Source organism: Cellulomonas taurus, from assembly GCF_012931845.1.
In the GTDB taxonomy this organism is placed as follows: domain Bacteria; phylum Actinomycetota; class Actinomycetes; order Actinomycetales; family Cellulomonadaceae; genus Cellulomonas; species Cellulomonas taurus.
On record NZ_CP051884.1, the window covers coordinates 3,238,232 to 3,251,670 of the forward strand.

Sequence of the window (13,439 nt, forward strand, 5' to 3'; positions counted from 1 at the left end):
ATCCACAGGCTATCCCCGACCACTGACAGCCACTCCCTCTGAAACACCAGGCAGGCGGCGGTTCATCCACAGGGTGAGGGCGGTCTGGGGACAACCCGTGCACACGCGCGGACGTGGCCTGCGCCTCAGAAGTCGGTCGGCGTGTCGAGCCCGGGTCGGCGTGTCGTCGGGGCGTACCGGAACGTCGACCCGGTCAAGCCGGTCGAGTGGCAGTCGGGTGCGCGCCGAGCGCGACGGACGCCGCGCATCGACCGGCGACCCGATCGCTGTGCGTCGCGATCAGCACGATCGCGCCGTCCTGGGCCTGTTCCGCCAGGACCTCCAGCACGAGGTCCGCATTGTCCTGGTCGAGCGCCGAGGTCGGCTCATCCGCCACGACCAGCCTGGGTGCTTTGAGGATCAGTCGCGCCAAGGCCACCCGCTGCTGCTCGCCTCCCGAGAGGGTGTAGACCCGCTCCTTCTCGGCACCGGTGAGCCCGACCCGCTCCAGCGCATGCGCCATCCGCGACGCGCGGTCGCCCCGACGGACCGCCTGCGCACGCAGCGGCACCGCGAGGTTGTCCCGCACCGACCAGGTCTCGACCAGCCCGTAGTTCTGGAACAGGAATCCCACCGTGTCCCGGAAGAAGAGCCGGGCACGGGCCGGTCTCGTCCCCGCTCCGAACGTCCTCGTCCCGATCGAGATCGTGCCCCGGTCCCACGGCTCCAACAGGCCGAGGCAGTTCAGAAGAGTCGTCTTGCCCGAACCGGATGGCCCGGTCACCGACGTCATCGTTCCCGCACCCGCCCGGAAGGACAGCCCAGACCACAGCACCCTGGTGCCGTACGACTTGGTCAGCTCCGAGACGACAAGCTCGACGTCCATCCGCGTTCCCTCTCGTCGTCCGCCGCCGGTCATCGCTTGATGTAGTCGGCGCGGAATCGGTTCTCGGTCACCGCGATCACCACGGCCGCCACGGCGACCTGGATCGCGATCAGCCCCAGAGCGAGCAGGCCATCGCGCGCTCGGAACGCGATACCGCCGCCGACCAGGGCGATGCCCACGCCGAGCACGGACAACCCGATCACCGCGCCGAGGTAGTTCCGGTGTCGCTCCGGGAATCGTGCGCCGTGGAGGAGCTGGACGAACATCGCCCGGGTCTGACGATCGCAATAGACCGTCGCCATCACGACGCTGGAGATCAGCAGGACCGCGCCGCCGATACCGAGACTCACCGCATCCATCCTGAGCTGGCGACGGGCGATCATCTCCGACGTGGCCACCGCGTCGGCGGCGTTGTCGATGCCCTGGAATGCCTCGGCGATCCCGGCGGCATCGAGTGCCGCGCGAAGGTCGTCGGGGTCGGTGAACAGGACGTCGTCCATCGAGACGGCGGACAGGTACTCGAAGGGCGCGATCAACCCGGACTCGGCGGAGACGACCACCAGCACCGGATCGCGGAGGAATGACCGGTCCTGCTGATCGACGGGGAGGTACTCGGTCCCGTTGTAGAGGAAGTCGGACTGCGGGGATGCACTCCGCACCACCCTGCCCACCGGGTCACAGCCGACCGTCCCTGTCGGTCGACCGAGCGTGCACATCTCCTCGAAGTAGTCCGTGTACCTGGCTGCGAGGTCGTCGGCGTCACCCGGGTACGACGCCGGAACGATCACGGTGAAGGCATTGGCCGACGGGGATTCCACGACGATGCGCGACCCCTGCTCGTCCCGAACGGACTGCCGCCGCAGGTACTCGTCGTTGACGATCACCGATGCCGACTCCTCCGGCCCGTAGTCCGCCGTCGATCCCCCGTCGGTGTACCCGGCGTCCTCGGCGTCCTGGTGTCTGACCAGGACGACCTGGCCGCGTGCTTCCAGGTCGGCGATGACCGTCGCCAGAGCCGGTGCGGTGGCCATGTCGTCCTCGTGCGTCCCGGTGACCGAGAGTCGCAGGGCGTACAGCGGCCCCTCTGCTGCCCAGGCCTCGGCGACGGCGAGGTTGTCCGCCACGCGGGAGATCCTGGTCATCCCGGCCGCCGTGGTCGCGATGAGGATCGCGAGCGCCACCACCTGGACCACCGCGGCCACACCGGCGACCCGCCACGACGCCCGATCGCCCTGGATCACCGCGCGCGGGTCGGCCCGGCCGAGCACCAGCGCACTGACCGCCACGAGCGCGATGACGATCAGGTACAGCGTGACGAGGGCAAGAGCGACCACCCTGCCGAACCTCACTGCCTGCGCGAACCGATTGACGATGCCGAGCACCGGCGCGCCGACGATCAGCAGCACCACACCGCCGACGCCGAAGGTCCGCGTCACCGCGGTCACCGTGCGCAGAAAGATCCTGGCCCTTCCGAATCCGTGCAGTGCGAGCAGCACGGGAACCTTCCGCTCCTGCGCCATCGTGGACAGGATCGCCACCGCGAGCGCCAGCACCGTCATGACCATCGCGCCCGCGAGATTGCCCTGCGCCACTCCGTAGAGCAGCAGGCCGAGAGCCGGTGTGGTGTCGTCACGCACGACCAGTCCGCCAGCGGTCAAGCGCTCGAGCAGGTCGTCGATGTCTCCTGCGGACAGATCCGTGACGTATCGGCCACGCAGATCCTCGGTGGTGATGTCATCGGCGAGCAACACCCGGGTGGTCAGCACCTCGGCGTCGAAGGTGGGGTAGTCACGACCGCCCCGGTCGGCGAACTGCTGCGGGTCACCGACGAAGGCATAGAGCACGCGGGCCTGCGCCGTGTCGTCCGGATCCGGCTGCACCTTGTCGATCGTGCAGCCGATGTCCCCGGCTGCGACGGCGATGAGGTCGAGAGCCTCCGCCTTGGTCGCCGTATCGACCCGCTCGACCACGAAGGCGCTCCGGGTACCGGACGGCTGGGCCTCGTCGACGGCGAGGAAGACCTGGAAGGCAGCCACGACGGTGACGACCATCGACATCCACACCGCGAAGCGGGCGGTCCTGTGCATGCAACGCTCCCCTGGGCGGGCGCGTTCGCGGGCGAGAGCGTCCGACCCTCGCCCGCGAACGTGCGGTTAGTACGTACCCCAGTAGCAGGCGTTGCTGTTCAGCGACCGACCGACAGCGGCATCGGCGAGGTAACCAGCGGGCTTGCTCACCGTCTGGCGGCCCTTGCCGACTGCGGTGGCGTAGTGGCCGACGCCGTTGTGGTTGTACTGCGACCGCACGGTGCCCCAGTTCGGCACCCCGGACTGGCTGCAGGTGAAGGTGCCGCCCCCGGCTCCTCCGGCCAGCGCGGCGGTGCCGACTCCACCGAGTGCCAGCCCGATGCCGAGGGCACCGACCACAGCGGCCTTCTTCAGCTTCTTCATGGACGACTCTCCCCTCCGTGCACCGCTCCACACGCGCAACCGAGGGTCGAGTGCGTGAGGGTGCCACGAGCGAGGGGCCACATCGCTCGGGATGCGGCGGCTGAGCCCCGTTCTGACGGGCAGGGACGCTAGCGAAACGGCTCGTCCGAGTTCCATCTCCGGATCACGATGTGAGATCGCGCAACGTGGACCGCCCCCAGACGGCGGACATGACGTGTCACGCACTCGCAACGTGACCAGCGACCGGCCGAAACACGTACACGGTTCTGTATACATCCATGAGTACAGACCACGTCCCGGCGGTGCCGGAGAGTGCACCTTCCCGGCGCGACCGGGTCTACGCCACCATCCGCGACGAGCTGATGAACGGCGGCTTCTCGCCCTACGAGCGCCTCACCGAGGAGCGGTTGGCCGAGCGCCACGGCGTCTCGCGCACCCCGGTCCGGGAGGCGCTGGCCCGACTGCAGTCGGACGGCATCGTGGTCAAGCGCGAGGGCGGGCTCTACCTGTATGTGCCGAGCTTCCGCGAGCTCACCGACCTGTACGAACTGCGGATCACCCTCGAACTGCGCGGCCTCACCCGGGCATTGGAGGACCCCACGGTGCGGCACGACCGCCCGCGTCTGGAGGCGGAGCTGGACCACTGGTACGGCCTGCGCGACCACCGCCCGGCGCCGGATGCCGGCTTCGTGGCCCACGACGAGCAGTTCCACACCACCTTGCTGGACGCATCGGGCAATCCCGCGCTCACCGGCGCGCTGGCCCAGGCCAATCGACGGATCCGCTCCGTGCGGATGTACGACTACCTCACCGAGGACCGGATGACCGCCACCATCACCGAACACATCGAGATCGCCGAGCTCGTGGTCCGCGACCGGCTCCCCGAGGCGCTGGAGGCGTTGCGCGAGCACGTCGGGGCGTCCCGGGAGGTCGTCATGCACCGTGCGGCGGCCGCACTGGAGATGACCCGCAACCTCGCCGGGCAGGTGACCCGATGAGCGCCCGCGACCGGGTGGCCCGCGCCTACGTGACCCTGGCGACGGTGGACCGGCCCGAGGTGTGGACCCTGGTCCGGCCGCAGGCGGAGCTGGCGGCCGAGGCAGAGGCCGTCGACGCCCGGGTGGCAGCCGGTGAGTCGCTGCCCCTGGCCGGGACGGTGCTGGCGGTCAAGGACAACATCGATGTCGCGGGCCTGCCGACCACCGGGGCCCACCCGGCCCATCAGCAGGTCGCCGAGCGGTCGGCCACCGTCGTGGAACTGTTGCTGGCTGCCGGGGCGCTCGTCCTGGGCAAGACCAACATGGACCAGTTCGCCACCGGGCTGACCGGCAGCCGCAGCCCCTACGGCGCGGTGGCCAGCGCCGTGGACCCCGAGCGGGTGTCCGGCGGTTCGTCCTCCGGGTCCGCGGCGGCGGTGTCCGCCGGGATCGTCGACTTCGCGCTGGCCACCGACACGGCGGGATCGGGTCGGGTGCCGGCCGCCTTCAACCGGATCGTCGGGATCAAGCCCACCCTCGGCCTGGTCCCCAAGGACGGGGTGATCCCGGCCAGCACCTCCTACGACTGCGTGACCGTGCTGGCCCCGGATCTCGGCCTGGCCCGGCGGGCGCTGCGGGTGATGATCGCGCCCAGCGCCCTCGATCCCTCGTCGCGCAGCTGGCCCGCCGACGTCCGGTTGGCGGCACCGCCGCAGCCCGTGGTGGCGGTTCCCCGTGCGGCCGACCTGGCGGTGGTGCACCCGGCGATCCGCGAGCGCATCGACGCCGCCGTCGCCACCCTGGTCGCCCGGGGAGCGCGGCTGCGGGAGATCGACCTGACCCCGTTCCTGGACGCCGCCCGCCTGCTCTACGAGGGCGGGCTGGTGGCCGAGCGCTACGCCGCCTACGGCGAGTACCTGGCGACGCACCCCGAGGGTGCCGACCCGACCGTCGCCGGGATCGCGGCCGCGGCGGGGACGGTCACGGCGACCGCGTACCTGCGCGACCGGGACGAGGTGGCCCGGCTGCGCACGATCGCCCTGGCCTCACTCGACGGGTGCGACGCACTGGTGCTGCCCACCGCGCCGGAGCACCCGACCCTGGCGGAGGTCGCCGCCGAGCCGCTGACCACCAACGCCCGGCTCGGAGTGTTCACCAACTTCGTGAACCTCTTCGACCTGTGCGGGGTCGCGCTGCCGCTGGGGCCGACCGGCAGCGGTGAGGCCGGGCTGACGGTGCTGGCCCGGGCCTTCGACGACCAGGTCGCACTCGACCTGGCGGAACTGCTCGACGGCGACGTCCCGACCCCCGATGCCCCGCTCGCCGAGCCGGTGGTGCCGGGCGGGATCCCGGTGGCGGTGTTCGGTGCGCATCTGCGCGGCGAACCGCTGCACCACGAGCTGGTCGCCCTCGGCGCACGCTGGGTGGGACCACTCAGCACCGCGCCGGACTACCGGATGCTCGCCCTGCCCGGGTCGCCGATCGCCAAGCCCCTGGTGCACGCGGTCCCGACCGGGACCGGTGCGGCGCTGGTCGGCGAGGAATGGTCGCTCACCCCGCACGCCCTGGGCCGGCTGCTGGTGTCGATCCCGCCGCCGCTGGGCCTGGGACGGATCACCGCGGCCGACGGACGCAGCCTGATCGGATTCCTCGGCCAACCGGGGGCGGTCCCCGCACCGGGTGCCCCGGCCGGGCCGGTCGACATCACCGAGCACCACGGCTGGCGGGCAGCGCTCGCCGCCGGAGCCGTCCCCGAACCGGCCGGCGCCGGGGCCACCGCCTGACCCCCCAGCGGACCCCTTCCGCCGACGGGCCCTCCGCACCACACCCTTCCCGCCCTGCACCCCGCCCGACCCACCCCGCGTGCACCCTCCGCACGCCGACAGAGAAGAGACCCCCGTGCGCCTCATCCGCCCCCTGGCCATCGCGTCGGCCGCCCTGGTCGTCGCACTCAGCGCGTGCAGCCCCGACTCCGCCGGCGGTTCGTCCGAGGCCGACGGCACCACCGTGGTCACCGTCGGCACCCTCAAGGGCCAGCCGCACCTCTACCACCCGTTCCTCTACCAGGACCTCGCGCCGGAGGGCGTCGAGTTCGAGGTGGTGCAGTTCGACACCTCCCCCGACATCAAGAACGCCGTGGTCAGCGGCAACATCGACTTCGGGGTGGCCGGCGTGCCGTCGGCGATCTCCGGCAGCGCGGCGGGCCAGGACGTGGTGGTCGTCGCCGCGGCAGCCGACGGCGGGTCCGGGATCATCGGCCGCGAGGGTCTGACCGGCATCGAGTCGCTCGCCGGGACCACGGTCGGCTACCCGCAGGGGTCCTCGCAGGAGATCCTGCTCCGGCTCACCCTGGAGCAGGCCGGGCTGGACGCCGACCAGGACGTCGAGCTGGTCAACCTGCCGTTCTCCGACATGGCCGGCGCCCTGGAGGCCGGGCGGATCGACGCCTTCGCCAGCGCGGAGCTCGGCCCGTCCACCGCCCTGCAGGCCGGAGCTGTCGAGGTCGCCTCGCCCTACGAGACTCCGGTCGGCCGGGTGAACATCGGTCTCTACACCACCGGTGACCTGATCGAGAGCGACCCGGAGCTGGTGCAGAAGGTGGTCGACACCCACGTGCGGGCCACCGAGCAGATGGCCGCCGACACCCAGGCCTGGGCGGACGGTGTGGTCGCGGAGTTCGGCATCGACCAGGCGGTGGTCGACACCGCGGTGCAGAACATCTGGCCGCGCTGGGAGATCGACGACGACTACACCGCCCAGGTCGGCGCGCTGATCGAGCAGATGACCGCCCTGAAGCAGATCGACGGCGAGGTGGACGTCGACACCCTGATCGACCGCACGTTCGTCGACGCCACCCAGGCCGGCAGCGGTTCCTGAGCCCGATCGGTGGCCCGGGCCCACGACCGGCCCGGGCCACCGCCCCCCGAACCTTCCGAGGAGGAGCCATGAGCGGCACCACCGCCAGCCCCGCCCGTCGTCGCCGCCCCGGCGTCACCACCCTGCTGCTCGCCCTGCCGGTCCCGGCGCTGCTCCTCGTGCTCTGGACCGTCGGGGTGCAGCAGGCGTGGGAACTGCCGTTCGGGATCAAGATGGGCTTCCTGCCCACCCCGCTCGAGGTCGGACGCCGCCTGATCGACCTCGCGGTCGGGGGGATCGTCGACGACGCGTTCAGCGGCACCCTGCTCGCCCACCTGTGGGCCTCCACCCAGCGGGTGCTGGCGGGCTTCGGCCTCGCGGTGCTGCTGGCGGTGCCGCTCGGCATCGTGATGGGCCGCTTCTCGCTCGCGTTCCGGATGCTCGACCCCACGGTCAACCTGGCCCGGCCGGTGCCGGTCACCGCCTGGGCGCCGTTGACCCTGCTGATCATCGGGTACGGCGACGGATCGGCGATCTTCCTGGTGTTCCTCGCCGCGTTCTTCCCGGTGCTGCTGAACACCATCGCCGGGGTGCGGCAGGTGCCGGTCCGGCTGATCGAGGCGGCCGCCATGCTCGGCACCCGCCCGGCGCAGGTGCTCTACAAGGTCGTGCTGCCCGCCTCGATGCGGTCGATCGCCAGCGGCCTGCGGATCGCGCTCGGGCTGGCGTGGGTGATCCTCGTCGTCGGCGAGACGGTCGGGATCAGCACCGGACTGGGCGCGATGATCACCCAGGCCCGGGACCAGTCGAAGACCGACCTGATCGTCGCCGGGATGGTCGTGATCGGCCTGTGCGGCTTCGTCGCCGACCGGCTGCTCAGCGGCGCCCTCACCCTCGCGACCCGCCGCCGCCCGACGCTCACCTGAGCCGCCGTCCCACCCGGACCCCGGCTGCGCCACCGCCACCCCGCACGCACCGCACCCATCCGTCCCCACCCGAGAGGAGCCGGTCATGCCGCACATCGGCGCCGTCCGCCCCCGCCAGCCCGCCGACGTCCGGATCGCCGGTCTCGGCAAGCAGTACCCGAGCCGGTCCGGCACCCCGGTCGCCGCGATGGCCGACGTCGATCTGACGATCCCGGCCGGGGAGTTCGTCTGCGTGGTCGGCGCCTCCGGCTGCGGCAAGAGCACCCTGCTGCGCATCCTGGCCGGCTTCGAGGAGGCCACCGCCGGCACCGTCGAGGTCGCCGGGATGCCGGTCACCGGACCCGACCCGGAGCGCGGCGTGGTGTTCCAGGACTACGGCCTGTTCCCCTGGCTCACCGTCCGGGAGAACATCGCCTACGGCCCCCGGCAGGCCCGGTTGCAGGGCTCGGTGGTCCGCGAGCGCACCGACCGCTTCCTGGACGCCGTCGGCCTGACCCGGTTCGCCGACCGCTTCCCGAGCGAGCTCTCCGGCGGGATGCAGCAGCGGGTGGCGATCGCCCGGGTGTTGGCCAACGACCCGTCGCTGCTGCTGATGGACGAGCCCTTCGGTGCGCTGGACGCCCTCACCCGGTCGTCCCTGCAGGGCGAACTGTCCCGGATCCACCGCGAGACCGGGACGACGGTCGTGTTCATCACGCACTCGATCGAGGAAGCAGTGTTCCTGGCCGACCGGGTGGTGGTGATGGCCGGCGGCGCCGCACACGGGGTGCCCGGACACATCCGGGAGCAGATCCGGATCGACCTCGGGCCGGACCGCGACGTCACCGCGGTCGAGTTCAACGCGCTCAAGCGGCGGATCTCGGCCCTGGTGCACGAGGAGGTCGTCCCGGCCTGAGCGCCGGGTCGCCTCCGGGTGCAGCCTCTTCTCAGCGCCCGATCGGTCGCCAGAGCACGATCGCCCGGTCGTCCCGGTCCGAGGCGGGGGCCCGGTCGGCCATGGCCCGGCGGCGACGGCTGCGACCGATCGCCACCACGTCGCCGGACGGGTGCGCGGTGAACACCCGACGACCGGGCTCGGCCAGTCCGCGCAGGTAGTCGACCTGTGCCGACAGCCGCTCGACCTCGTGCTCGAGGTCGAGGATCCGCTTGATCCCGGCCAGGTTGATGCCCTCCTCCTGGGAGAGCCGCTGCACCTCGCGCAAGGTCGCGATGTCGCGCAGCGAGTACCGGCGACCACGGCCCCGGGTGCGGGCGGGCGAGACCAGGCCGAGCCGGTCGTACTGACGCAGGGTCTGCGGGTGCATGCCCGCGAGTTCGGCTGCCACCGAGATCACGTACACCTGGGCGTTCTCCGCCGGCATCCGCTTCCCCTCCTTCACAGCGTGGGCCGCGGGGCACCGACTGGATGCCCCGCGGCCGGTGTCACTTGCCTGCCTGCGCGATCAGTTCGGCGCGGGGGTCCTGGCCCGCGGTCGCGGCCCGGAACGCCTCGACCGCGTCCTTGGCGGCGCCGTCCAACCGCTGCGGGACGACGACCTGGGTCGTGACCAGCAGGTCGCCGACACCGCTGGAGGTCGTGATCCCCTTGCCCTTGATCCGCAGCGTGCGACCCGACGGGGTCCCGGCCGGGATCTTCATCGTGACGGTGCCACCGTCCAGGGTCGGCACCTGCACCTGCGCGCCGAGTGCCGCCTCGTCGAAGGTGACCGGCAGCGTCACCCGCAGGTTCTGGCCGTCCAGCGTGAACACCGGGTGCGGCGTGACCTTGACCGTGACCTCCAGGTCACCGGCGGGGCCACCGCCCTCGCCCGGGCGGCCCTTGCCGCGCAGCCGGATCTTCTGCCCGTCGCGCACCCCGGCGGGGATCCGCGCCTTGACGGTGCGACCCTCCACCCCGAGCGTCACGGTGGAACCCTCGACCGCCTGGCGGAACGGCAGGGTGGTCACCGCCGACAGGTCGGTGCCGCGTCGACCCCGGGTCTGGCCGCCGAAGCCGCCACCCCCGCCGCCGAACAGTCCCCCGAGGATGTCCTCGAAGCCGCCGGCGCTCTGGCCCCCAGCACCGCCGGTGCCGAACCGCACCCGCGAGCCTCCCGGGGCACCGGCGCCGCCGCCGAACATGCCGCCGAACAGGTCCTCGAACCCGGCCCCGCCGGCCGACCCGCCCGCGCCGCCCGCCTGGAAGCGGGCGCCTCCGGTCATGGCGCGCAGCTGGTCGTACTGCTGCCGCTGCTCCGGGTCGGAGAGCACCGCGTAGGCCTCGCCGACCTCCTTGAACTTCGCCTCGGCCGATGCGTCCCCCGGGTTGTGGTCCGGGTGCATGGTGCGGGCGAGCTTGCGGTACGCCTTCTTGATGGTCGCGGCGTCAGCGTCCTTGGAGACGCCGAGCACGGCGTAGAAGTCCTTCTCCAACCAGTCCTGTCCACTCATGGCGCCTCCTCCCGTGGAGTCTGGGACCCGGACGCCGGGGTCACCGCGTGCGCGGTGGACCCCGACGGCCGGATCACGGTGTCGGTCCCGGTCACTCCGGGTCGACCACGGCCACCCGGGCGGCGCGGATGATCCGCTCGCCCATCCGGTAGCCGGGCTGCAGCACCTGCTGCACGGTCGGCTCGGTGACCTCGGCCGAGTGTCCGTGCATCAGCGCCTCGTGCACCGTGGGGTCGAAGCTCTCCCCCGCGGCGCCGTAACGCTCGATGCCGAACCTGCCCAGCGTGGCCTCCAGCTTCTCCGCGATCGACGCGAACGGACCGGTGAGGTCGCCGTGCTGCCGGGCGAGCTCGATGTCGTCCAGCACGCTGATCAGCGCCTCTGCGACCGACGCCACCCCACCGTCACGGGCGGCGGCGTTGTCGGTCTTGGACCGCTTCACGTACGCGGAGTACTGCTGCTCGAGGTTGTAGTAGTCGGCGTTCCGGCGCTGGAGCTCGTCCAGTCGCTCGGCCGCCAGCTTCTCGGCCTCGGCCAGCGCGTCCGCGGTCGGCTCGGCACCACCGTTGACGGCTGCCTCGGCCTCGGCCAGCACCTGCTCCTCGGGAGTCGGCTCGCGCAGCTCGCCCGTCTCCGGGTCGATGCGGCGCTTGTCGGTGAAACGCGAGGTCTCCTCCGGGTGCTCCTCGGTCACTTCTTCTCACCCTCGTCGTCGACGATCTCGGCGTCCACCACGTCGTCGTCGGCGGCGGAGGCCGGAGCCTCGTCACCGGCGGGCTGCTGGGCGGCGTCGCTCTGGTTCTGGGCGTACAGCGCCTCGCCGATCTTCTGGCTGGCGGTGACCAGGGCCGACTGCTTGGCGGTGACCTCGGCCAGGTCCTCGCCCTCCAGGGCCTTCTTCAGGTCGTCGAGCGCGGAGCGGACCTCGGTCTTGACGTCGTCGCCGAGCTTGTCGTCGTTGTCGGTGAGCAGCTTCTCCGTGGAGTAGACCAGCTGCTCGGCGGAGTTGCGGGTCTCCGCCTCCTCACGACGCTTCTTGTCCTCGGAGGCGTGCGCCTCGGCCTCCTTGACCATGCGGTCGATCTCGTCCTTCGGCAGACCGGAGCCGCCGGAGATGGTCATCGACTGCTCCTTGCCGGTGCCGCGGTCCTTGGCGGAGACGTGCACGATGCCGTTGGCGTCGATGTCGAAGGTGACCTCGATCTGCGGCATGCCGCGCGGCGCCGGGGCGATGCCGGTCAGCTCGAAGGTGCCCAGCGGCTTGTTGTCCCGGGCGAACTCGCGCTCACCCTGGAACACCTGGATCAGCACGGACGGCTGGTTGTCCTCCGCGGTGGAGAAGATCTCGCTGCGCTTGGTCGGGATGGCGGTGTTCCGCTCGATCAGCTTGGTCATCACCCCGCCCTTGGTCTCGATGCCCAGGGACAGCGGGGTGACGTCGATCAGCAGGACGTCCTTGCGGTCACCCTTGATGACACCGGCCTGCAGCGCGGCACCCACGGCCACGACCTCGTCCGGGTTCACACCCTTGTTCGGCTCGCGGCCACCGGTCAGCTCACGCACGACCTCGGTCACGGCGGGCATCCGGGTGGAGCCACCGACCAGCACGACGTGGTCGATGTCGGCCAGCTTGATGCCGGCGTCGCGGATCACGGCGTTGAACGGCGCCTTGGTGCGCTCGATCAGGTCCTTGGTCATCTCCTGGAACTGCGCCCGGGTGAGCTTCTCGTCCAGGTGGATCGGACCGTTCTCGCTCATCGACAGGTACTGCAGGCTGATGTTGGTGCTGGTCGCGGACGACAGCTCCTTCTTCGCCTGCTCGGCCGCCTCGCGGAGCCGCTGCAGCGCGATCTTGTCCTTGGACAGGTCGACACCGCTGGAGTTCTTCACCTGCGACACCAGCCACTCGACGATCCGGTTGTCCCAGTCGTCGCCGCCGAGGCGGTTGTCACCGGAGGTCGCACGCACCTCGATCGTGGAGAAGTCGTCGTCCTTGCCCACCTCGAGCAGGGAGACGTCGAAGGTGCCACCACCCAGGTCGAAGACCAGGATGAGCTCGTCCTCCTTGCCCTTCTCCAGGCCGTAGGCCAGCGCGGCGGCGGTCGGCTCGTTCACGATCCGCAGCACGTTGAGGCCGGCGATCTGACCGGCGTCCTTGGTGGCCTGACGCTCGGCGTCGTTGAAGTACGCCGGAACCGTGATCACCGCGTCGGTGACCGGCTCGCCCAGGTACTCCTCGGCGTCGCGCTTGAGCTTGCCCAGCACCCGCGCGCTGATCTCCTGCGGGGTGTACTTCTTGCCGTCGATCTCCTCGGTGGTCCAGTCGGTGCCCATGTGCCGCTTGACCGAGGTGATGGTCCGGTCGACGTTGGTCACCGCCTGACGCTTGGCGACCTCGCCGACCAGCACCTCGCCGGTCTTGGAGAACGCCACGACCGAGGGAGTGGTGCGGGAGCCCTCGGCGTTGGCGATGACCGTGGGCTCGCCACCCTCGAGGACCGCGACCACGGAGTTGGTGGTACCGAGGTCGATGCCGACTGCACGTGCCATGTCTGATGCCTTCCTTCGTCCTGTTGTCCAGGTCTGCGCGTCTGAATCGGCGACGTGGTGTCGCCTTGAGTCGTCTGCACTCAAGTCTGCGCCTGCCCTCCGCGGTTGGCAACTCCAGGCGGGCGAACTTGAGTCCATCCGGCTCAACCCGGCCGACGCTGAGCTTGTTCCCGAGCGACCGGATCCGCGCGGCGGCGGCCGGCAGTGACCCCGACTCGGATCGCGCCCGCACGGACTCACACCACTCGGGCCACAGGAAATACCCTGTGACCTGCAAAAGAACATCCTCGGTGGTCGACCTCGGTGAAATGTCCGAAAACTCTTTCACGGGACTTTCGACAGCCGACCGTGAACAGTTGTAATGTGCGCCGTGACGCGCGAGCGC

12 protein-coding genes are annotated in these 13,439 nt (G+C 71.1%); 5 read left to right on the forward strand and 7 right to left on the reverse strand.

The genetic code is table 11. From position 1 onward, the window contains the following. Positions 1-193 precede the first annotated feature (193 nt). From HGK68_RS15050 to HGK68_RS15060, 3 genes are all read right to left on the reverse strand, one after another. Positions 194-898 carry an ATP-binding cassette domain-containing protein gene (locus HGK68_RS15050; RefSeq protein WP_206155764.1) on the reverse strand — a complete coding sequence of 235 codons (705 nt, stop codon included), beginning with the start codon at positions 896-898 and terminating at the stop codon, positions 194-196. Continuing rightward, positions 895-2,952 carry a bacteriocin-associated integral membrane family protein gene (locus HGK68_RS15055; protein WP_169166693.1) on the reverse strand — a complete coding sequence of 686 codons (2,058 nt, stop codon included), beginning with the start codon at positions 2,950-2,952 and terminating at the stop codon, positions 895-897. Before HGK68_RS15055 ends, HGK68_RS15050 begins: the two co-directional genes overlap by 4 nt. Positions 2,953-3,018: 66 nt before the next feature. Continuing rightward, the gene (locus HGK68_RS15060) at positions 3,019-3,315 is read right to left on the reverse strand and encodes a lactococcin 972 family bacteriocin (RefSeq protein WP_169166694.1); all 297 of its coding nucleotides are present in this window, start codon (positions 3,313-3,315) and stop codon (positions 3,019-3,021) included. 278 nt (positions 3,316-3,593) lie between these two features. On the opposite strand from HGK68_RS15060, the gene HGK68_RS15065 reads away from it, so the two are divergent. The 5 genes from HGK68_RS15065 (at position 3,594) to HGK68_RS15085 (ending at position 8,969) form a co-directional block, all read left to right on the forward strand. Continuing rightward, positions 3,594-4,313 carry a GntR family transcriptional regulator gene (locus HGK68_RS15065; RefSeq protein ID WP_169166695.1) on the forward strand — a complete coding sequence of 240 codons (720 nt, stop codon included), beginning with the start codon at positions 3,594-3,596 and terminating at the stop codon, positions 4,311-4,313. Further along, complete coding sequence (gene atzF / locus HGK68_RS15070; protein WP_169166696.1) at positions 4,310-6,076, forward strand: allophanate hydrolase; 1,767 nt, start codon at positions 4,310-4,312, stop codon at positions 6,074-6,076. The genes HGK68_RS15065 and atzF overlap by 4 nt, the downstream gene beginning before the upstream one ends. A 115-nt stretch (positions 6,077-6,191) precedes the next feature. Next, positions 6,192-7,169, forward strand: a complete 978-nt coding sequence (locus HGK68_RS15075) for an ABC transporter substrate-binding protein (RefSeq protein WP_206155765.1) — start codon at positions 6,192-6,194, stop codon at positions 7,167-7,169. Positions 7,170-7,237: 68 nt separating this feature from the next. Continuing rightward, positions 7,238-8,074 carry an ABC transporter permease gene (locus HGK68_RS15080; RefSeq protein ID WP_169166698.1) on the forward strand — a complete coding sequence of 279 codons (837 nt, stop codon included), beginning with the start codon at positions 7,238-7,240 and terminating at the stop codon, positions 8,072-8,074. Between the two features lie 85 nt (positions 8,075-8,159). After that, a complete protein-coding gene (locus tag HGK68_RS15085) occupies positions 8,160-8,969 on the forward strand; it encodes an ABC transporter ATP-binding protein (protein ID WP_169166699.1) in 810 nt (269 codons plus the stop codon). 31 nt (positions 8,970-9,000) lie between these two features. On the opposite strand, the gene HGK68_RS15090 is transcribed toward HGK68_RS15085, so the two are convergent. The 4 genes from HGK68_RS15090 to dnaK all read right to left on the reverse strand — a co-directional run bounded on the left by HGK68_RS15090 (position 9,001) and on the right by dnaK (position 13,054). Then, complete coding sequence (locus HGK68_RS15090; RefSeq protein ID WP_169166700.1) at positions 9,001-9,435, reverse strand: heat shock protein transcriptional repressor HspR; 435 nt, start codon at positions 9,433-9,435, stop codon at positions 9,001-9,003. A gap of 61 nt (positions 9,436-9,496) precedes the next feature. After that, complete coding sequence (locus tag HGK68_RS15095; protein ID WP_169166701.1) at positions 9,497-10,504, reverse strand: DnaJ C-terminal domain-containing protein; 1,008 nt, start codon at positions 10,502-10,504, stop codon at positions 9,497-9,499. Positions 10,505-10,595: 91 nt separating this feature from the next. Beyond that, positions 10,596-11,198, reverse strand: a complete 603-nt coding sequence (grpE, locus tag HGK68_RS15100) for a nucleotide exchange factor GrpE (protein ID WP_169166702.1) — start codon at positions 11,196-11,198, stop codon at positions 10,596-10,598. Next, positions 11,195-13,054 (reverse strand): molecular chaperone DnaK, encoded by a 1,860-nt coding sequence (gene dnaK / locus HGK68_RS15105; protein WP_169166703.1) that lies wholly within the window; start codon positions 13,052-13,054, stop codon positions 11,195-11,197. The genes grpE and dnaK overlap by 4 nt, the downstream gene beginning before the upstream one ends. Positions 13,055-13,439: the final 385 nt, after the last annotated feature.

Bases quoted from the DNA above. Each gene is read 5' to 3' on its own strand.
- HGK68_RS15050 (WP_206155764.1), bottom strand. From the start codon at position 898: ATGACCGGCGGCGGACGACGAGAGGGAACGCGGATGGACGTCGAGCTT.
- HGK68_RS15055 (WP_169166693.1), bottom strand. From the start codon at position 2,952: ATGCACAGGACCGCCCGCTTCGCGGTGTGGATGTCGATGGTCGTCACC.
- HGK68_RS15060 (WP_169166694.1), bottom strand. From the start codon at position 3,315: ATGAAGAAGCTGAAGAAGGCCGCTGTGGTCGGTGCCCTCGGCATCGGG.
- HGK68_RS15065 (WP_169166695.1), top strand. From the start codon at position 3,594: ATGAGTACAGACCACGTCCCGGCGGTGCCGGAGAGTGCACCTTCCCGG.
- atzF (WP_169166696.1), top strand. From the start codon at position 4,310: ATGAGCGCCCGCGACCGGGTGGCCCGCGCCTACGTGACCCTGGCGACG.
- HGK68_RS15080 (WP_169166698.1), top strand. From the start codon at position 7,238: ATGAGCGGCACCACCGCCAGCCCCGCCCGTCGTCGCCGCCCCGGCGTC.
- HGK68_RS15085 (WP_169166699.1), top strand. From the start codon at position 8,160: ATGCCGCACATCGGCGCCGTCCGCCCCCGCCAGCCCGCCGACGTCCGG.
- HGK68_RS15090 (WP_169166700.1), bottom strand. From the start codon at position 9,435: ATGCCGGCGGAGAACGCCCAGGTGTACGTGATCTCGGTGGCAGCCGAA.
- HGK68_RS15095 (WP_169166701.1), bottom strand. From the start codon at position 10,504: ATGAGTGGACAGGACTGGTTGGAGAAGGACTTCTACGCCGTGCTCGGC.
- dnaK (WP_169166703.1), bottom strand. From the start codon at position 13,054: ATGGCACGTGCAGTCGGCATCGACCTCGGTACCACCAACTCCGTGGTC.